Below are 17,948 nucleotides of genomic sequence, written 5' to 3'. Positions count from 1 at the left end.
GACATCGACAGCCCCCAAGAACTCGCCTGCACCACCATCCATCACCCAGAGAATCGCCTAATAACCAGGCAAGACAGATGAAAACGACCTCTCAGGCCGCGTTTGCGATCTCGCTGCCACGAGAGAATCGCCTGGTGCTGTATCCATCGACCGTAGTCGGTCCCTCGAGGAGCTTGAGGGCGATCGCTGGGGCGCACCCCCACCTGACGCCACCCGTCTCATCGCGACGGCGCATGTCCTGCGGAGCCGACCGGTCGGGACTCTGACCGTTGAAGACCTGCGTCTGTTGATCAGGCAGGACATCGGGCTGGCGGTGCTTCTTCCGCTCGCGGTTGAAGTGCTGCGAGACAACCCGCTGGCCGAGGGCCACATGTACGAGGGGGACCTGCTCTGCGCAGTTCTGACCAGGACCCCGGCTGTCTGGAGCGTCTATCCGGACCTTGCACGTCAACTGACCTTCATCGTCAGTGGCCTGTCGGACCTCTCGCCAGACCTGCGAAGCGAGGTCGAGCGGTTCGTAGGTGCCGGCCGGAATTCCTGACGCGTCGCAAGCGCCTGGCCCACGCAGCGGCGGGCGTCGGCTTCCTCGTCTACCCGAGTTCACTGAGACGGAGGGCGTCCCTCATCTCGCTGAGCTTCGCGGTCGATGCCGAGGTCCGCTCGTGCGCTTGTTCAGCGAGTCGGAGGGCGTCGTCGATCTCGCCGAGTTTCAGGGACGACAGGACGGCCGCCCGCTCCAGCAGGTCGTCCCGGGACACAGTGGTCAGCCACGTGCACGGGGTGAAGCCTGGACGCGAGAACGCGAGCCGCAGCACGCCTTCGAAGGGCAGTCCTTCACCGGCGCCCACCGTCACTTCGATGCCCAGACCGCTGATGTCGACGCCCGCCGGAGCGACGACCTGCATCACCCGGATCCCGGACGGGCCCTCTCCCGACAGCAGTACGACCAACCTGCGCTCGTCGAACTGAACCCACCAGACTTCGCCACGTTGCACAAGTCCTCCAGGTGCTGGACGGTAGGCAGACCCTAAGCGACCCTGACGCGCTGCGGAGACGGGTGCGGTCACCGTTGATCACCGACGTGTGAAGACAAACCTTCCTGTCCGGCAAAGGCCTGGCGGCCCCCTAGCTCAGGCCGAGGCCGCGACGGCCGGTCTCGTTGAATTGGCCGAGGGTGAACCGGCCGTTCCAGGACCGCTCGTAGTGTTCCTCGGGGAAGTCGCTCGGGCTGGAGCCGGTGGTGAAAGCGTCCCTGACGTCGGCCGCGTACTTCTCGTTGCGGGGGCACCAGGGCGCGGCGGGGATGTACATGACGTTGCCCCAGCCCCGCTGGTTCTCGACGGGCGCGACGCTGTGGATCATGTCGCAGTGCCACCACACGGCGTCGCCGGCCTTGACGTCGGGGATCGGTGTCAGGGCGCGGTAGAGGGCCGGGTGCCAGCGCTTGGTGACGGGGAAGACCTGGTTGGGCCGTACGCCGCACATGGAGTCCTCGGGGACGTCCGGCAGCAGGGGGCGGAGCAGGAGGTAGGCCATCACCTCCGGGATCGGGACGGTGTGCAGGACGCCCTGGTCGGCGTCCATGTCGGACAGCGCGGTCCAGCCCTGGAAGGTGCGGAACGCGGAGCACATGGTGGAGCCGGGGTACTGGGGCCCGTCGGTGCGGTGGGCGGCGTCCCAGGGGTCGTAGGCCTCGACGTCGCCGCTGAAGAGGTGACGGAACGCCTTCTGGTACTCCTGGGTCATCCACAGGTCCAGGGTTCCGGGGTCGCAGTGGGTGCCCAGACCGGCGGAGTCCGTGCCCGGCGGGCGGCGCCTGATGCGGTCGGGGTAGAGGGCGTCGCGGTCGGGGTCGAACCACTGGGTGCCGTCGTCGCCGGTGTGCTTCCAGAACGAGTTCAGGAAGGACTGGACCGTGGCCATCCGGTCGGACTGGCGGGCCCGCATCTGGGCCTGCGACCAGTAGACGGGGTAGATCTCGGGCTTGGAGCCGACGCTGCCGAAGAAGTCGTCGCCGGGGCCCGTGTACGTCTCGAAGAACTTGTTGCGCTCGACGTAGTCGACGATGTCCTGGTCCCAGGCCCGGGCCTGTTCGCGTGGGAAGAGCCCTCGTACGACGAGACAGCCGCGTTTCTTGAGCTTGGCCGTCTGCGCGGGCGTGACGGTGCCGGCGGCGATGGCGTCGTAGTCCAGGACGGGCCAGATCTCCTCGCCGTGCGCGCGCTCGGCCTCCATCTCCGCGATGCGCGCCCCGATGCGCTGTTCGACGGCGGCGAAAACCTCCTCCACGGTGCGGCCGCGCGCTTCGATCCGGGCGCGCAGGGCGGGCTTGAACGCTCGGATGGCCGCGGCGACGTCTTCGGGGGTCTGGTTCCAGTGCGGCAGCGAGGGCAGGCGGCGCTGCTCGGTGGTGAGCGTCATCTCAGTTCCTTTAGTCAGGACTCCTTACTAGAGAAACGTAGACCCCTGCGCATGTTTAGGCAAGAGTCCTTACTAGAATGCTCCCATGACCGCGCCGAAACCGTCCCTGGAGCTGCTGCGTGGCCTGACGGACGAGAACGTGCTGCGCGTCCTGATGGCCCACGACCGGCTCACCCGGGCGGAGATCGCCACCAGGACCGGCATCTCGAAGCCGACCATCTCCGAGAGCGTCCAGCGGCTTGAGCAGGCAGGACTCGTCGTCGACACCGGCGAGCGCACCACCGGGCGCGGCCGGGTCGGCTCGTACTACGCGCTGGCCCCGCACCTCGGTACCGCCCTGGTGGCCGGCATCACCCCGCACGGTGTCGTCGCCGAGGCCGTGGACGCGCTCGGGCGCACCCACGGCCGGGTCCGCACGGCGCTGCACGCCGACGCGGGGCAGGAAACGGTCGCGGAAGCACTCGGCGCGGCAGCCGTGGAGCTCGACGGCAACGCCGGCGGCCCGCTGCGTCTGGCGGTCGTGAGCGCCGCCGACCCCGTCGACCGGGCGACCGGACGACTGGTGCACCTGCCGGACGCCCCCTTCCTGGTGGGCGCCCTGGATCCACCCGCCGTCCTGGCCGACACGGTGACCGGCCCTGTCCTGGTGGACAACGACGTCAACTGGGCCGCCCGTGCGGAGTACGAGCACGGCTGCGTGCAGGGCGTCGACGACTTCGTCTACCTCTACCTCGGTGAAGGGCTCGGCTGCGCCGTGGTCGGCGACGGCGTCGTGCGCCGCGGACACGGCGGTCTCGTCGGGGAGATCGCCCACCTGTACACAGCCGGGCCGGACGGACGGGCCATGGCCTTCACCGAGGTGTTCGCCGCGCTCGGCCTGCGCCGCGCCTCCTCCACCGCCGTCGACGTGCCGAAGCTGCTGGGCATCCTGGACGCCCCCGACACCGCCGCCGCCGCCGAGCGGGTACGCGTCGCACTGGCCCACGCCATCGGTGGTGTCCTGTCCGCGGCCCTCTCCTTCGCCGACCCCCGTACGGTCGTCGTGGGCGGACCCTGGGGCTCCCACCCCCGTCTGATCGCCGCGATCGAGGAACACCTCACCGGCTCGCCGCGCAGCGTTCCCATCTGCGCCGCGGCCCTGCCCCTTCCCGAGCTGGCCGGAGCGCGCTCGCGTGCCGTCGAGGAGCTCGGTTCGCTGATCGTCCGCTCAGCCCACCCCGCCACACAGTGGTGACCACCCTCAGCCCCTTTCCGCACCGAGCACCCGGAACACGATGACCACGCAATCCGCCCCTGCCCCTACGTCCGCCTCTCCCTCCGCCTCCGTCGCCCCTCGTCCCGACATCCGGCTCGTCGTCACCGACATGGACGGCACACTGCTCGACGCCGACGGCCTTGTCCCGGACGGGCTGTGGCCCCTGCTCGCCGATCTGCGCCGCCGGGGTGTCGTCTTCAGCCCGGCCAGCGGACGTCAGTACGCGACGCTGGCGCACCTGTTCACCGGCGCGGACGACGGCATGGTCTTCATAGCGGAGAACGGCGCGTTCGTCGTCCGTGACGGCATCGAGGTCTCCTCGGACCCACTCGACCCCGCCGTCGCCGCCCGACTGGTCAAGTCCGTCCGGCAGCTCGCGGACGAGGGCGTGGACGTGGGCGTTGTCGTGTGCGGCAAGCGCGGGGCCTACATCGAACGCGGTGACCAGGCCTTCCTCGATGAAGTGGGCCGGTACTACCACGCACACCGCCTGGTGGACGACGCCACCGCGGTGGACGACGAGATCGTCAAGGTGGCCGTCTTCGACTTCGGGTCGATCGAACGCACCACGGCGCCCGCCCTCGCGTCCTTCGCCGACACCCACCAGGTCGTCGTCTCCAGCGAGCACTGGATCGACGTCATGAACCACACCGCCGACAAGGGAGTAGCCGTACGCCGGCTTCAGGAACACCTGAACATCGGCCCGGACCAGACGATGGTGTTCGGCGACTATCTGAACGACCTCGGCATGCTCGACGCCGCCGAATGGTCGTACGCAATGGCCAACGCCCACCCCGCGGTCATCAGCCGCGCCCGCCACCTGGCCCCACCACACACCGAGGACGGGGTCATCCGGACGATCAGGGCTGTCCTGGACATCTGACACCGCTATCGCTCGCGGCAGCCTCGGCGCTTGACGGCTCATGGAGGACGGGCTGAGATCTTGACCGGGAAAGCCGCGCCTGGGTCGGGGTCTCCCTTCCGGCAGCGACACCCGCGAACAGCCGGGCGGTTCAGGGTTGTTGGAGTCGGTCGAGCATCCGGTGTGCGAGGACCAGGTGACGATGACCGGGTTCCAGCACACGCTCCGCGTCGGCGATGACCTGCGTCAGCTCTCGCCGCGCCTGCTCGCTGAGACCCGTACTCATCAGTCCCTGGACTCGTTGCAGTCGGGTGTGGAGAGCATGCGGGTGGTCGGCCCCCAGAATCCTGCTGCGTTCGGCCACGAGTTGTGTGAACACCGCGGTCGCCTCGTGGGCTCGGCCTGCCCGTGCGGCGAAGTCCGCCTGGGTACTGCGCATGGCAAGCAGATGCGGGTCGTCCGGCCCGAGCGTTTGCTCGGCATCCTCCATGAGCTGCCGCAGCAGTTGTTCCGCCTCTTCGAGGTCTCCGTTCATTCCGGAGAACCAGATGAGGCTGCGCCGACTGGCGAGAACCTGGGGACTCCCGGGGCCTTCCAGCCGCGTTCGGTCCTCCAGGAGAGCGGTGAGCTGCAGAACAGCGGATCGCGTGTCCCCGGCTTCCCCGGTGAAGTACGCGCACTGGTGCCGGGCGGCGAGCGTGTCCGTGTGCTCAGGGCCCAACGCCGCGGTCGCTGTGACGACCAAGTCCCCAAAAGCATCCGCGGCCGCCTGTAGATCACCGGCCTCTCCAGTGAAGAACGCCCACTGGTGGATGGAGGCCAGTGTGTCCGGGTGGCGCGGGCCCAACTGGGCCCGCCTGCGCCGCACGATGGCTTCCAGACTCCTGGCCGCTTCTCGTGGCCGGCCGCGGTCTCCGACGGCTATCGCCAGGAGGTAGTCGGCGCCCGCCACCCCTCCCGCCCGAGCCCGTTCCAAGGCCTTGGTCGCCCGCGCCAGTTGATTCGCTTGATGGGCGAGAAGTCCCATGTCATACGCGTCCGTCGCACCTACACGCGACAAGAGTGCCTCCCACAGGTGCTCCGGTACGGGAGCCAGTCGCGGGGCGGCGAGCAGGTAGTCGAACGCGACGTAGCCCTGGCTGTAATTCCCGATCAGTAGACCGCTGGTGGCGTACGCGGCCTTGCACGCCCATTGCATCGCATCGGAGAAGGGCTCGGGCTGTAGGTCTGGGCCACCACGTTCGGCGAGGTAGGGCAGATGGAGGTCCTGGAGCCACTGCCTGCTCGCAGGTCGGCGTAACCCCGACCTGCGGCAGTCGACCGCTGCCGCGACGATGGCTGCTCCCCGCGGATTGGCTCCCGGAGCCCAGGCGTTCTCCCACGCCGCCAACAACTCCGGTCCCGCCGCGAGGACTTCCGCAAGTCCGAAGCGGTCACAACTGCCCAGGGCGAGTCGGACTCGTGGGTCTTGGAGCGTGTCGGCGCGAGCCTGCTCCGCCGCAGACCAGCGGCGCTCCAACCTGACCTGCACGGCCATGTGCATCACTTCGCGCTGTACTCGCCAGGCATCCCGGTCCGACCCCGTCAGTCGGCTTTCCTCCCGGGCGTCGTAGCGGCGGAACTCCTGCGACCGCATCGTGGCCAGGACCACGACCCGCCCGGGAGGGCCGGCGAGGAGTCCGGCCAGCGTGGACGCGGTCACCCCGTCAGCGCCCAGATAGTTCTCGAGGTCGTCCAGCCACAGAACGGCGCGGCGACGACGCTTGGCGATCTTGACAGCATGCGCGAGTGCCGACCTCGCCAGGGGGCGTATGAACGCGTGACGCGGGAAACACGAGCGCACGACCTCATAGGCGAGTCGGGTTTTGCCCGCGGTCGACTCACCCACGATGAGGACGAAACCGCTCTCCAGCACGGCTTGCCGCAGTACGGGCTCGGCGTCCCGCTCGACATAGGGCGGTGCCAGTCGGTGATCGGGATGTCCGTCGGCGGGGTGGACGCCCGCCAGCTCAGGACGGTCGACCTGCTCGACCCGAGGGATGCCACCCGACGGAGTACGCAAGAGAGCCGCATCGCGTGGTTCGCTCCGCTGCGGTCGAACATGGTCGGTGACAAGCGTGTACACCGCGGTGACGGCCGCGCCGATACCCGCGGCGAGTGGACCGGACGCCCACATCGCCGACAGCGCCACGGCGACCCCGCCGGCCCCCACAGCTGTCAGGTACCTCAGCCAGTCCCGAGACCGCTCGCCATCCTGCCGAAGTGACGCTGACACGCTGCCCCCTTGCGTGACGTGGTCTTCCACTCTCAGTACCACGCCACCCCAGTCGAGGGAAACGCCCGCAACGGCCAAACCGAAGAGCGGAAGCGTCCGACTCTGCCGTCCACGGTCCGCTGTTCGGCGTTCTTCAGCGACTGTCTGCCGGAATTTCTCACCGACACGACCTGGGCAGTGACCGGCCGCCGGAGGCTGCGGGTACCCGGTCGCGTCGTCATGCGCTGCGGCCAGGGCCGCGACGGCTCCCTCTGGCTCCGCGCAGGCAACTCCTGGCTGCGCATGGAGGCGTGAACGTCCTCGCCGGTGACCGTGCGAGACGCTTCAGCCCAGTCGCTGGGACAAATGGGCGTACGCGAGCAACTGCCCGTCGACGGGGTCGCTCTCGTCACGAAGGAGTCGGGCCGCCACGTCGCACAACGCGGTCCACTTGGCGGGGTCCTCGACGGCCAGCCACAGGGGTCCCATCGTGCGGGCGAAGTCGTCGTACTGGTCTGACCAGACGTGAAGGCCGACGCACAGACGCCCGGGCCTGATCGCCGACGGGACGTTCTCGACGTGGGGCAGTCGCGGCACGTCGATCTCCGTCCAGAAGGTCTCTCCGAGCGCGGTCGGCGTCGACCGCAGTCCGGCACGGACCTCGTCGCGACTGAGCGGCTTCCCCGGCAGGTCGTGAGCCAGCGCGAGGGCGGCGTCCTCCAAGGTCGGCGGGTAGTCGTACGGATCCCAGTTCACGGTGTGCACGAGCGCGGCTGTCACGAGGTGATCCTATGAGTCAGGGAACCTTGGGGCTTTCCAGGCAGTCGGTGATCCGCATCGCCGAAAGGTCGGGGCGTGTCGATCATGTCCGTCTTGGCGCCCTCTAGTGCGGCGAGTAGTGATACGTCACCATCGGACCCGCCGGGCAAAGTGGCTGGAGGCTTTCGAAGCGGGGGAGGGGTATTCGATGGACGGCTCGACGTACCTGAATATCACGGCGATCTGTATATCGATCGCGGCGCTTGCGGCCGCGGTGTGGTTCGCGCGCCAACAGGTGCGCATCGCCAGAGAGGCCAATCACTTGCCTGTACTGGTCGAATTGCTCGGGCAGTTCCGAAACGTCGAACTCAACGAACACTTCATTTACGTGTGCACGAAGCTGCATGAGGAGCACCCTCCTGAGCTGGGCCAGGGGATCAGCGGACTTCCTCGACCCGCCAAGGAAGCCGTCTACGATGTCGCGTACTATCTGCAGACCTTCGCGGGAATGGCCACCTGGGGCATCACCAGTGAGCAGCAAGTGGCCGGCATGCTCAATTCGAGGATTCTGCAGACATGGAATGCCATTGCGCCCTACGTCGAGAAGGAACGTGAGGTCGGACCGGCCGGCGTACACATGCTGGCACTGCTCGAAGCCTTCGCCTCCCGAGCTGAGGAGCAAAGTGAGCGGGCGGTTCAGGACCTCCTGAACCGAGCCCGCACCGGTCGGCGTCCCCGTCGTCTATGAAGTGCGATCACGGTCGACACCGGATGGTTGCCTGCCGTGTTTCGTTCAGGGCCCCACCACGCCCGTTGCCTGGTCGTGGGGTCACACTGGCACCATGGATCATGTGGAGATCGCCAGGGAACTGGTGCGGAGCCGTTTTCCCGAGGCCCGGGCCGCCTTCCTGGCCGGCAGCGTCCTGACACACCGTCGCACGCTCACCTCCGACCTGGACATCGTGGTGCTGCTGGCCGGCCCGCCAGCGCCCTTCAGGGAGAGCCTGGCGTATGAAGGCTGGCCGGTGGAACTGTTCGTCCAGACCGAGGCCGACTGGCGTCTGTTCGCCGAGCGGGAGACTGCGGCCCGCAGATCGCCGCTGCTCGCCATGTGCGCGGAAGGCATGGTGCTGATCGATACGGACGGGCTCGGAGCCGCCCTCCAGGCGGAATCCCGGGCGCGGATGGCGGCAGGGCCTCCTCCCGCGTCGGCGACGGAACTGGAGGACCGGCGGTACGCCATCACCGACAGCCTGGACGATCTCCGCGGTTGCGCCGACCCGCGGGAGCGGACGTACATCGTGGCCGACCTGCTGCAGCGCGCCTCAGAACTCGCCCTGCTGGTGGGCGGGCACTGGCTCGGCGGAGGCAAGTGGCTCTCACGTCGACTCGCGGCAGCAGAACCGGAGTTGCACAGTCGCCTGACAGCAGGCGCGGCGGCGGCGATTTCCAATACCCCTGAGGGGAACGGCGATTTCGTAGAAGCAGTGGAAGAAGTCCTGGAGCTGGCCGGCGGACCCCGATGGGCCGGGTACAGCCGCGGATGAGGCTGGGCGGCAGTCGCCACCGGCCCGGAAACCGGGCGAGCCCCTGCTCCCGGGAGAGCCGCTTGCTTGGTGGGGCGGGGGCGGGAGGGCGAGCCTGACGACAACGCGAACGTCGAGAGCGGCTGACCGCTCTCAACGCGAACATCGAGAGCGGCTGACCGCTCACTGTCCGGTCGTGCCCAAGGCCTCGTCAGCCGTCGTGAAGTGGTGCACCTTTGGCTTCAGTACCTCGTGCAGCCGGCCGAAGTACTCCGTTTCCGCTGTTCCGTTGAGCACGGCCAGCAGGAACGCGACGCATCCCATGGCGTGGTGCTCCCACAGCGGGCCGCGCCCCTCGTTGTAGAGCACGGTCCACTCGTCCGGGTGCTGACCGGGCCGCGCCAGCCAGTAGAGGAAGGCCCCCGTGCCCTCCTCGAACGCCCACGGCAGGACCCTCGCCCCCACCTCGCGCAGACCGTCCGGCTTGTCCTCGAACTCCCACAGGTCGGTCAGGATCTCGTCGCGTTCCGTCGTCTGCGCGTGCAGGTCGCAGTCGTCGTAGGCGGAGTCGGGGACGAGCAGCCAGATCGTCTCGTCGAAGACGCCGTCGCCGAATGTCTCGACAAGTTGCTTGTAGTCGGCCGGCAGAACCGTACCCAGGTCACGCTCGGCGTCCGCCCAGTCCACCGCGGGTGGCGGATCGGCGGGTGGCGGGCAGAGGCGGACGAGCGCGTCGAGGGAGATCACGGGGCTGACGCTACAGGGGTACGGGCCTGTTTCCGTGGGTGGGTTGGCGGGCCGTACCAGCGGACGCGGTGGGCACCCCTGGTCGCTGGTTCTACAAGCCGTCACTCGGAGCGAAGCCTTCGCTCGGGGCGCCGATGCGGCGCAACAGGCCCAGCAGCGTGGCCCGTTCACGTTCGTCCAGCGGGCCGAAGGATGTGGCGAGGACTTCACGGGTGACGGTGCGTCCCGCCCGCAGGACCTGTTCGCCTGTCTCGGTCAGGTGGTGTTCGATACGTCGGCCGCGACCGGGCCGACGCTCGATGAGGTGCTGGGCCGCGAGCCGCGAGGCAAGGGTGCCGAAGGACTGATCGCCCTGGAAAGTCGCGACCGCCAGTTCGTGGGCGGACGCTCCGGGCCTACGGGCGATCGCCCGCAGGGCGTCCCACTGCGCCAGCGTCGTGCCGACCGTCGCGAGCCGGGTGTCGAGTGCGCGGTGGTGCCGGTACTGCGCCTCCTTCACGGCCCGGCCCAGCTCTTCGAGATCGACGGTGGGCGGGGGAGTGGTGGGCGTGGCAGCCCCGGGGTCCACGCCGACCGGAGCGGTGCGACCGGCGCCGTTGCTGGTCTCAGTGCCGTTGCCGGTGCCGGTACGGGAGTCGGTGCCCGTCCTGGTCTCGGCCCTGTCGGACACGGCTCTTGTCCCGGCTTCGTCATGGTTCGCGGTCATGGCTCCATCCTAAGCCGAGATCTAAGGTTGCGTATATACGTATGCGTAGATACCGTGGGGCGCATGACCGACACCGAGATACGCAGCCGTACAGTCCACCCGCGCCCCGGCCTTCCCCTCACTCTCACTGAGACCGGACCCGTCGACGGCCGCCTCGCGCTCGTCCTGCACGGCGGTGGCGGGCCCGCCACCGTCCAGGGCATCGCCACGCACCTGGCGGAACGCCACGGCATGCGCGCCGTCGTCCCCACGCATCCGGGCTGGAACGGGACCGAGCGCCCCGACTGGCTGACTGGAATCGACGACCTGGCGCTCACCTACCTGCACTGGCTCAAGGACGAGGGCCACCGTGACGTCCTCGTCGTGGGCTCCTCGGTCGGCGGCTGGACCGCGGCCGAGTTGGCCGTCCGGGACGACGGCGAGGTGATCAGCTCCCTGGTGCTGGTGAACGCCACGGGCGTGGCCGTCCCGGGGGAGCCGGTCCGTGCGATCTTCGGGCTCCGCCCGGACGAGATCGCCGCGTACGCGTATCACGATCCGGCCCGTTTCCTCGTGGATCCGGCCGGCCTCACCGAGGAGCGGATCGCCGTCCAGCAGGCCAACATGGCCAGCCTGCGCCTCCTGGCCGGTGACCCGTACATGCACGACCCGAAGCTCCTGCACCGGCTCGGCCGGGTGCGGATCCCGGCCCTCGTGCTGTGGGGTGAGAGCGACCGCATCGTCACGCCCGCGTACGGGCGCGCCTACGCGAGGGCGTTCGGCCGTGGGTCCTTCGAGCCCATCGCCGAGGCCGGTCATCTGCCGCACGTCGAGCGCCCCGAAGCGACATTCGCCGTACTGGACGCCCATGTCCATGCACAGGCCGGTGCCGGGAGCGTTCCTGCCTGACGGAGCCGGAACTCCGACCGGGACGGTCCTGCGGGTCGGTGACGTGCGAGGCGGCGGGCCGCGGAGGCTGCGGGCCTGGAAGTCCGTCCGGATCGTAGGATCTCGGGTTCAGGTACGGATCGGGGGACGAGATGACGGAACGGCCGCGGACGCGTCTCGGCATCGACAGCGCATAGCCGGAGCTGACTCGGTAGCACCTCCGAACTGCGAGGGACCTTCGATGCCCTCCGGGTGGTCCCGCCTGCGTGGCTCGGTGGCTTCGCTTCTCCGAGCTCGGTAGTCCGTTAGCCCATGACAGCGCGGGCCGCGTCCAGGAAGGTCAGCCGGTTGTCCTCCAGGTAGTCCCGTACGCTCTCGCCCTCCGGCAGGCCTTCCCATACCGTCCGGTTGAGGTCGAGGAAGTACGCGCGTGCCGCGTCGTGCACGGGCAGCGGGAACTGGACGCGGATGAGACGTTCCGCGACCCACAGTCTGTTCATGGCGTCCTGGGTCGTGAGGAACCAGGCGTCGGTGTCCTCCCACTCGGAAGGCCGGCTGAAGGCGGAGCGTTCGGCCTCGGCCGCCACCTCGATGAACCGCTCCAGCAGCGCCAGCCGTTCCGTGCGCCGGGCCTCCGACAAGGCGTTCCGCTGCCGTTGTTGTTCGGCGCGTTCCGCCGACAATTGAGTCCTGTGCTGGACGAGGTACGACAGCGTTCCGCCGAGGGCGACGCCACCCAGCGATATGAGTGACACCCAGACCTGACCCGACATGGCGTCATCGTGCCACGCCGTAGGTCTACGAGGACATTCGCCGTGGCCAGCGTGCTCACGGAGGCCGAGCCCGATCGAACGCCGCCGCACGGGCCCGGAGTTGGCCGGAGTTGGCCGGCGTCAAGAAAATCCAGCGAACCTCTCGCATATCGTCAAGTTGACGATATGGTGATGGCTTGTCGGGCGGACCCGCGCGACAGCCCATCCGTACTTCCCTGAAATCGGCCATCGGAGGATCCCGTGACAGTCGGCGACGACACCCCCGGCACGGAGGACGTGCGCTGCGAACGGCTTGTACCGGGCGACCCCGCGTGGCTCTGGCATTTCCACCGGGCGCACTCGATGCTCCTCGCCCCGCTCGCCGCCGCGGCCGGACAGCCGGATCAACTGCCGGACGGCATCGACCCGGTGGCGGCCCTGGCCGCGTGGGAGAGGCTGCGCACCGAACTCCCCGAAGCGCTGCGCATCCAAGTCCTCGAGCCCGCAGATGACTTCGCCGAACCCGCGGACGGAACGGAGGATCCCGCGGAATCGGTGAGCGACCGCGTGCAACGGCAGGCCGTGGAGGCGCGCGACCGGGTGGCCCGGGGCAGCGGCCTGCGCGCACCCGACGGACGCGAGCACATACCCGTGCATCTGGTGGAACTCGCTGTACGTGATCTGGACGTCCTCGCGACCCTGTTGGACCGCTTGACACAGGTCCTCGCAGGGCGGCTGCAGGGCGCCGCACTGCTGGACCGGATCGCCGAACGCCACCCCTACCCGCTCGGCCCCTCCACCGCCTCCAGCTTGTGCGGCAATCTACGGATTCTGCTCGACACACTCCGTCCCGAACCGGCGCCGGAGGATCTGGCCGTGCTGCGGCCGCTGCTCGTACCGCCTGCGCGGATGGACGCCGACGACGCGGTCTCGCGGGTGCTTACCGCCGAACAGGAAGCCGCCTACCGGCGTTTCGCGCACCAGGTCGCCGAAGCCGTCTGCCCGGGCGACGTCCGGGAGAGCGCCGCCTTCGCCTGGCGGTACTGACATCGATGCGTCGCATGCCTCCGCACCCGCGGGCGTGCACAGTGAGCCGTCCGCGCGTCGTGACCGGCCTGCCCGGTCGTGCGGCCGATTGTCGGACGGTCAGCCGTGGCGGGCGCGCCCGTACTGGCGGGCCAGCGCGTGGAAGGACTCCTTGGGCTCCCAGTGGACACCGGCGGCAGGGTCGCCGGGGCGGTTCTCGATCGTCTTCACGATGCTGTAGCTCGCCATGTCGAGGTCGTGGCGGGGGTCTTGGGGGCGGTGCGGGGCGTCGCGGGTGACGAAGGTGTACGCCATCGCCGAGTACAGCCCCATCGCCTCGAACGCCGCCAGCACGTCCGTCAGATACGCGGCCTGGGCGCGCTCGCTGCGTACGAGACCGGCCTTGATCTCGGGAGGCTGCTTCGTGTGGTCGACGACGTCCCAGCCCATGCCACCCCGCTCCGGCGCGCCCTCGAAGGTGCAGCAGCCGAACTCCATGACGGCCACCGGCTTGCCGAAGCGCCGATAGGCGGCGAGCTCGCGGAGGTGGTCCGAGGGGCGCCGGAAGAACGAGTAGTAGTCGATGCCCACGAGGTCGAAGAGTCTCCAGTCGACGTCCTCGTCCTGGGCCGCGGCGTACGTCAGCCGTCCATGGAAGACGGACCGGCCGACCTGCGCGGCCTTCGCGGTGAACCGGTGCAGCCGCCGCGCCATGAGGGCCGGGTCGAAGTCGCCCTTGAGCAGGTTCTCGACGCGCTCCTGGACGTTCGCGCCGGGCACGATGCCCGGGGACGTACAGCACGAACTCGCAGCCGACGCTCAGATGCACCCCGGCTCCCTGCCGCCGCAGCCGCTCGGCGTGCCGGCCCGTCTCCGCGAGATGGTCCAGGATCTCCCGTTCGGGCACGTCCCCGAGGGTCGGTTCGAGCCAGACGTTCAGTCCGCGCTCCGCCGCCTCGGTCGCGGTCGCGGCGAGCCGCCCGACACCGTCCCCGGTGACCTTGACGGAATTGGCGTGCAGGTCACGGGCGATGGCGCGCAGGTCGGTGCGCATGTCCCTGATGTTCCACGCCGTCGCGGCCGTCTCGCCGGCGCCGACCTCGTACACCACGCCCCGGTAGGTGAGCCCGGACCGGGCGTGCGTCACTCGTCCCTCCGCGGCCGATCCGGGCTGACCCGCCACTCGTTCGTCCCTGACCGGTCCGGGCTGATCCGCCGCTCGTCTGTCCGCGGCTGACGCTGTCCCCGCCACTCGTTTCTCCGCAGCCGACGCCTGCCCCGCCGCCCCGACGGGCAGCGCCACCGCGCCGCCGACGGCCGCGGCCATCCCCAGAAACCGTGCCCGGCTGATTCCCGGCGTCCCCTGCATCGCGCCTCCCTACTCCGCAAACCGGCGTCCTTCGCCTCGGACCCAGTCTGGGAAGCCGCCGGCGTGTCCGCCGTCCGCCGAAGGTCTACGGGCCCGGTCCGAAGGTATGGATCCAGGTGCCCTCCCGCTGGCGCGAGTTGTCTTCCCGCTGGCGCGCCCGGGGGCGACTCGGCCCGTCTCCGACCGCCCGCGGCGCCCGTGCCGGACGGAGGCCGCACCAGACCCTTGTCCGGAATGCGAACGCAGCTGACCGAATACGGCTCTTGACGGTAAGTCAGTCCCACCTTCACCATCCAGGCACCCCATTCACCGTGGAATCCCCGGACGCCCCACGCCCCCACGTGGCAACTCCGCCCGGATTCCCTGGAATTCGGAGCCCCCCACATGAAGCTCTCCATTCCTGGGCGTGCCTCGGCGACCGCTGTCGTCGCGGCCGCCGCGCTGCTCACCGGCGGTTCCATAGCCGGGGCGGCCCCCGCCCCCGAAGCTGTGGCCGCCGCCGCACCCGACATCCCCGTGGCCAACGTCAAGGCCCACCTCGCCCAGCTCCAGTCCATCGCCACCGCCAACGGAGGCAACCGCGCACACGGCCGTGCCGGGTACAAGGCGTCCCTCGACTACGTCAAGGCCAAGCTGGACGCGGCCGGGTTCACCACGACCGTCCAGCAGTTCACCTCCGGCGGCCGCACCGGCTACAACCTGATCGCCGACTGGCCCGGCGGGGACACCGGCCGGGTCGTCATGGCCGGCTCCCACCTGGACAGCGTGACCGCGGGCCCCGGCATCAACGACAACGGCTCCGGTTCGGCGGCCGTGCTGGAGACGGCACTCGCCGTGGCCCGGTCCAGCTACCAGCCCACGAAGCACCTTCGCTTCGCCTGGTGGGGAGCGGAGGAGCTGGGCATGGTCGGCTCCCGCTACTACGTCAACAGCCTCACCACCGCGAACCGTTCGAAGATCAGCGGCTATCTGAACTTCGACATGATCGGCTCGCCGAACCCGGGGTACTTCGTCTACGACGACGACCCTGCGATCGAGAAGACCTTCAAGACGTACTTCACCGGGATCGGCGTCGCCACGGAGATCGAGACGGAGGGCGACGGACGCTCGGACCACGCGCCCTTCAAGAACGCGGGCATCCCCGTCGGCGGCCTGTTCAGTGGCGCCGACTACATCAAGACGTCCGCCCAGGCCGCCAAGTGGGGCGGCACCGCGGGCAAGGCCTTCGACGCCTGCTACCACTCCTCGTGCGACACGTCGTCGAACATCAACGACACCGCGCTGAACCGGAACGCGGACGCGTTGGCGTACGCGGTGTGGGATCTGTCGGCGTAGGTCGCACGCCGATCGCAGTAAGCCGCGCGGCGGGCCGTCGGTCCCGGTGCGTGGTTCGGTGAGTGTGGGCGCGGGTGGGGGCCGAGGGGCCCGTACCCGCGCCCTGTCCGGCGTTCGGCTCCGCCCGTCGAGTCGGGGCGCCGGGATTGTCGCGGGCGGGAGTTGCACGTCCTGCGGCATGATGGCGACCATGGACAGATCTGCATCCGACTGGGTGGCTCTCTTCCGCTTCGAGAACGTTCCTGGCTGCCCGCGGCCCGGCCGGCTCCTGTCGGTTTGACTGCGTGACCGGGGAATCGACTGGTATCCCTTTGCGGACCAGGACGTTTGGATCGACCACATGTGCGGGGTGCGTTCCGACGGGCACTGGCAGGGCACGATCGTCGTCAGCGTCAGCGCGGACGTCCTGAGACGGCTCGGACTCCATCCCGATCAGCCGACATCGGCTCCGGCCGACCCTCCGCCACCCAAATGGTGGGGGCCGTGGGTGCGATGAGCGGAGTTCCGCGCTCGCGATTGATCACGGCCGGGAACGCGGTGCGGCGCTTCCGCTCTTCCCGGCGGCGGCGACGCTCGCGCCGGTCCGCCGGTCCGCCGGTCCGCCGAGCCGCGAGGTTGGCGTACTGGCGGCTCGGCGCGGCCCCGATCGTCCCCCGCCGCGGACGTGGCAGGGGGTCCGTCCAGCGCAGTACGACCGTTGACCGCCGCGACAAGGAACCCCCTGGCACCAGAATCCGTCTCCCTCGACAGCTGGAATCTTGTATCGAATGTTTGACACAAGATTCCAGCTGCGGCATCTTGTACTAGCCACTTGATACAAGATGACCCAAGGGGGACCTCTCCATGCTCGATGCCGCCCCGCTCCAGCGCCGCTTCCTCGAGCATGCGGACCACTACGCCCGTTGGTCGGGCCTGGCCGTGGGCATCATCGCCGCGCAGGCGATCTCCACGCTCGGGCACATCGAGTTCGAGCAGCGTGTCGTGTTCTGCATCACGGCCTTCGGTCTGTGCGCGGTGGCAGGCGTACTGCTCGCCGACGCCCTGACCCTGGTCCCTCAGGACGTGGTGCGCACCGCGAGCCTCGCCCCGCGCCTGGTGAGAGATCATGTGCCACCTCGCATGGGCCCCCTGATCGCCCTTCAGGGGGTCTCGCTCACCGTGCTGCTGGCGATCACGGCCGCCACGGCCTCCGTCGACCCCGACCGTGTCTTCACGACGGGGAAGGTCGTCGCCGTCACCTGCAACGGGATGTGGACGACCCTCGGCCCGTGGCCCGGTCTGTACTACAGCCTTCCGATGTTCGGCGCGCTCGCCATAGCCACTCCCACCTGCCTGTGGGCCCTGCGTCGCATCGCGGACGGACCGGGCGGGGAGCAGCAGCGCCGCGACCGTGCCTGGGCGGTGACCGGAGCCTGGGGCCTGCTGGTGTCGAGCCAGCAGCTGTACGCCGTGGTGATGGTCTCCGTCTCGCTGACGGACACGGGCTGTGCCGGCGCGATGGGCGCGCTCACCTTCTGGGTGTTCTACCCGCTGGCCCTGCTGAACCTGTGCACCGTCGTCTGGTCCCTGGTCACCCTGGTGACCCCGCGGGCCGTCAGCGACGACGGGCCCGAGGAGTCCCCCGACCATGCATGAGCCCGCCGTCCGCGTCGACACCACCAGTCAGGTGCCCCCGTACGCCCAGATCCGCGCCCAGCTCGGCGCGCTGATCCTCACCGGGCAGCTTGCCGAGGGCGACCGGCTTCCGACCGTGCGCCAGCTGGCCACGGACCTCGGCCTCGCACCCGGCACCGTGGCACGTGCCTACCGTGAGCTGGAGGCCGCCGAGCTGATCCGCACCCGCCGCGGGGCGGGGTCCCGGGTCGCGGCACCCCCGGCCGCCCCGGCCCGCCCTCACGCCTCCCAACTCGCGACCCTCGCACGCGACTTCACCTCGTCCGCCCGCGCGCTGGGCGCCGACACCGACGCCATCCTGGCCGCCGTCCGCGACGCCCTGGACCCGGACCACACATGAGCCTGGAGGGTGTGGCCTCCCGTAGGGACATGTCGGCAACGCGACGCCGGAAACG

At 69.4% G+C, this 17,948-nt stretch carries 18 protein-coding genes and 1 pseudogene; 11 read left to right on the top strand and 8 right to left on the bottom strand.

Features of this window, described 5'->3' with window-relative positions; all coding sequences use genetic code 11:
- Nucleotides 1-145 precede the first annotated feature (145 nt).
- Nucleotides 146-541 (top strand): contact-dependent growth inhibition system immunity protein, encoded by a 396-nt coding sequence (locus ACFYYF_RS41005; RefSeq protein ID WP_388784557.1) that lies wholly within the window; start codon nucleotides 146-148, stop codon nucleotides 539-541.
- Nucleotides 542-590: 49 nt separating this feature from the next.
- On the opposite strand, the gene ACFYYF_RS41000 is transcribed toward ACFYYF_RS41005, so the two are convergent.
- Both ACFYYF_RS41000 and ACFYYF_RS40995 read right to left on the bottom strand, forming a co-directional pair.
- Nucleotides 591-995 carry a type II toxin-antitoxin system PemK/MazF family toxin gene (locus ACFYYF_RS41000; RefSeq protein WP_388784553.1) on the bottom strand — a complete coding sequence of 135 codons (405 nt, stop codon included), beginning with the start codon at nucleotides 993-995 and terminating at the stop codon, nucleotides 591-593.
- Nucleotides 996-1,125: 130 nt separating this feature from the next.
- Entirely contained in the window at nucleotides 1,126-2,421 is a 1,296-nt protein-coding gene (locus ACFYYF_RS40995) for a DUF1479 domain-containing protein (protein ID WP_388784550.1), read from the bottom strand.
- Between the two features lie 85 nt (nucleotides 2,422-2,506).
- Between ACFYYF_RS40995 and ACFYYF_RS40990 the strand changes: the two genes are divergently transcribed.
- On the top strand, nucleotides 2,507-3,655 hold the full coding sequence (locus tag ACFYYF_RS40990; protein WP_388784547.1) for an ROK family protein: 1,149 nt from the start codon (nucleotides 2,507-2,509) through the stop codon (nucleotides 3,653-3,655).
- 40 nt (nucleotides 3,656-3,695) lie between these two features.
- The gene (locus tag ACFYYF_RS40985) at nucleotides 3,696-4,559 is read left to right on the top strand and encodes a Cof-type HAD-IIB family hydrolase (protein WP_388784545.1); all 864 of its coding nucleotides are present in this window, start codon (nucleotides 3,696-3,698) and stop codon (nucleotides 4,557-4,559) included.
- A 130-nt stretch (nucleotides 4,560-4,689) separates the two neighbouring features.
- On the opposite strand, the gene ACFYYF_RS40980 is transcribed toward ACFYYF_RS40985, so the two are convergent.
- On the bottom strand, nucleotides 4,690-6,729 hold the full coding sequence (locus ACFYYF_RS40980; RefSeq protein WP_388784543.1) for a tetratricopeptide repeat protein: 2,040 nt from the start codon (nucleotides 6,727-6,729) through the stop codon (nucleotides 4,690-4,692).
- A gap of 93 nt (nucleotides 6,730-6,822) precedes the next feature.
- On the opposite strand from ACFYYF_RS40980, the gene ACFYYF_RS40975 reads away from it, so the two are divergent.
- A complete protein-coding gene (locus tag ACFYYF_RS40975) occupies nucleotides 6,823-7,107 on the top strand; it encodes a hypothetical protein (protein WP_388784540.1) in 285 nt (94 codons plus the stop codon).
- Between the two features lie 30 nt (nucleotides 7,108-7,137).
- On the opposite strand, the gene ACFYYF_RS40970 is transcribed toward ACFYYF_RS40975, so the two are convergent.
- A complete protein-coding gene (locus tag ACFYYF_RS40970) occupies nucleotides 7,138-7,572 on the bottom strand; it encodes a hypothetical protein (RefSeq protein ID WP_388784537.1) in 435 nt (144 codons plus the stop codon).
- 187 nt (nucleotides 7,573-7,759) lie between these two features.
- Here ACFYYF_RS40970 and ACFYYF_RS40965 point away from each other — a divergent pair, with 187 nt between their 5' ends.
- Both ACFYYF_RS40965 and ACFYYF_RS40960 read left to right on the top strand, forming a co-directional pair.
- Nucleotides 7,760-8,299, top strand: coding sequence for a hypothetical protein (locus ACFYYF_RS40965; protein ID WP_361689245.1), 540 nt, complete (start codon nucleotides 7,760-7,762; stop codon nucleotides 8,297-8,299).
- Nucleotides 8,300-8,393: 94 nt separating this feature from the next.
- Nucleotides 8,394-9,098 (top strand): nucleotidyltransferase domain-containing protein, encoded by a 705-nt coding sequence (locus ACFYYF_RS40960; protein ID WP_388784534.1) that lies wholly within the window; start codon nucleotides 8,394-8,396, stop codon nucleotides 9,096-9,098.
- 162 nt (nucleotides 9,099-9,260) lie between these two features.
- Here ACFYYF_RS40960 and ACFYYF_RS40955 read toward each other — a convergent pair whose 3' ends face one another.
- Both ACFYYF_RS40955 and ACFYYF_RS40950 read right to left on the bottom strand, forming a co-directional pair.
- Entirely contained in the window at nucleotides 9,261-9,824 is a 564-nt protein-coding gene (locus ACFYYF_RS40955; RefSeq protein ID WP_388784531.1) for a hypothetical protein, read from the bottom strand.
- Between the two features lie 91 nt (nucleotides 9,825-9,915).
- Nucleotides 9,916-10,392, bottom strand: coding sequence for a MarR family winged helix-turn-helix transcriptional regulator (locus ACFYYF_RS40950; protein ID WP_388784555.1), 477 nt, complete (start codon nucleotides 10,390-10,392; stop codon nucleotides 9,916-9,918).
- Between the two features lie 201 nt (nucleotides 10,393-10,593).
- Here ACFYYF_RS40950 and ACFYYF_RS40945 point away from each other — a divergent pair, with 201 nt between their 5' ends.
- Complete coding sequence (locus tag ACFYYF_RS40945; protein ID WP_388784528.1) at nucleotides 10,594-11,418, top strand: alpha/beta fold hydrolase; 825 nt, start codon at nucleotides 10,594-10,596, stop codon at nucleotides 11,416-11,418.
- Nucleotides 11,419-11,702: 284 nt separating this feature from the next.
- Here ACFYYF_RS40945 and ACFYYF_RS40940 read toward each other — a convergent pair whose 3' ends face one another.
- Entirely contained in the window at nucleotides 11,703-12,170 is a 468-nt protein-coding gene (locus tag ACFYYF_RS40940; protein WP_365489004.1) for a hypothetical protein, read from the bottom strand.
- Nucleotides 12,171-12,410: 240 nt separating this feature from the next.
- On the opposite strand from ACFYYF_RS40940, the gene ACFYYF_RS40935 reads away from it, so the two are divergent.
- Entirely contained in the window at nucleotides 12,411-13,196 is a 786-nt protein-coding gene (locus tag ACFYYF_RS40935) for a hypothetical protein (protein ID WP_388784526.1), read from the top strand.
- 99 nt (nucleotides 13,197-13,295) lie between these two features.
- On the opposite strand, the pseudogene ACFYYF_RS40930 reads toward ACFYYF_RS40935, so the two are convergent.
- Nucleotides 13,296-14,544 (bottom strand): annotated as a pseudogene (locus ACFYYF_RS40930) (abortive phage infection protein).
- A 384-nt stretch (nucleotides 14,545-14,928) separates the two neighbouring features.
- On the opposite strand from ACFYYF_RS40930, the gene ACFYYF_RS40925 reads away from it, so the two are divergent.
- The 3 genes from ACFYYF_RS40925 (at nucleotide 14,929) to ACFYYF_RS40915 (ending at nucleotide 17,893) form a co-directional block, all read left to right on the top strand.
- Nucleotides 14,929-15,879, top strand: coding sequence for a M28 family metallopeptidase (locus ACFYYF_RS40925; RefSeq protein ID WP_388784523.1), 951 nt, complete (start codon nucleotides 14,929-14,931; stop codon nucleotides 15,877-15,879).
- 843 nt (nucleotides 15,880-16,722) lie between these two features.
- Nucleotides 16,723-17,514: a hypothetical protein gene (locus tag ACFYYF_RS40920; protein ID WP_388784520.1), complete on the top strand. Its 792-nt coding sequence runs from the start codon at nucleotides 16,723-16,725 to the stop codon at nucleotides 17,512-17,514.
- The gene (locus ACFYYF_RS40915; RefSeq protein ID WP_388784517.1) at nucleotides 17,507-17,893 is read left to right on the top strand and encodes a GntR family transcriptional regulator; all 387 of its coding nucleotides are present in this window, start codon (nucleotides 17,507-17,509) and stop codon (nucleotides 17,891-17,893) included. The genes ACFYYF_RS40920 and ACFYYF_RS40915 overlap by 8 nt, the downstream gene beginning before the upstream one ends.
- The last annotated feature ends 55 nt before the right edge of the window (nucleotides 17,894-17,948 follow it).

It is taken from the genome of Streptomyces sp. NPDC001914 (assembly GCF_042891215.1).
GTDB lineage: Bacteria > Actinomycetota > Actinomycetes > Streptomycetales > Streptomycetaceae > Streptomyces.
Note: the sequence above shows the minus strand (reverse complement) of the source record. Positions and strands in the feature narration are given on the sequence as shown.

Bases quoted from the DNA above. Each gene is read 5' to 3' on its own strand.
- ACFYYF_RS40995 (WP_388784550.1), bottom strand. From the start codon at position 2,421: ATGACGCTCACCACCGAGCAGCGCCGCCTGCCCTCGCTGCCGCACTGG.
- ACFYYF_RS40990 (WP_388784547.1), top strand. From the start codon at position 2,507: ATGACCGCGCCGAAACCGTCCCTGGAGCTGCTGCGTGGCCTGACGGAC.
- ACFYYF_RS40985 (WP_388784545.1), top strand. From the start codon at position 3,696: ATGACCACGCAATCCGCCCCTGCCCCTACGTCCGCCTCTCCCTCCGCC.
- ACFYYF_RS40965 (WP_361689245.1), top strand. From the start codon at position 7,760: ATGGACGGCTCGACGTACCTGAATATCACGGCGATCTGTATATCGATC.
- ACFYYF_RS40960 (WP_388784534.1), top strand. From the start codon at position 8,394: ATGGATCATGTGGAGATCGCCAGGGAACTGGTGCGGAGCCGTTTTCCC.
- ACFYYF_RS40945 (WP_388784528.1), top strand. From the start codon at position 10,594: ATGACCGACACCGAGATACGCAGCCGTACAGTCCACCCGCGCCCCGGC.
- ACFYYF_RS40940 (WP_365489004.1), bottom strand. From the start codon at position 12,170: ATGTCGGGTCAGGTCTGGGTGTCACTCATATCGCTGGGTGGCGTCGCC.
- ACFYYF_RS40925 (WP_388784523.1), top strand. From the start codon at position 14,929: ATGAAGCTCTCCATTCCTGGGCGTGCCTCGGCGACCGCTGTCGTCGCG.
- ACFYYF_RS40920 (WP_388784520.1), top strand. From the start codon at position 16,723: ATGCTCGATGCCGCCCCGCTCCAGCGCCGCTTCCTCGAGCATGCGGAC.
- ACFYYF_RS40915 (WP_388784517.1), top strand. From the start codon at position 17,507: ATGCATGAGCCCGCCGTCCGCGTCGACACCACCAGTCAGGTGCCCCCG.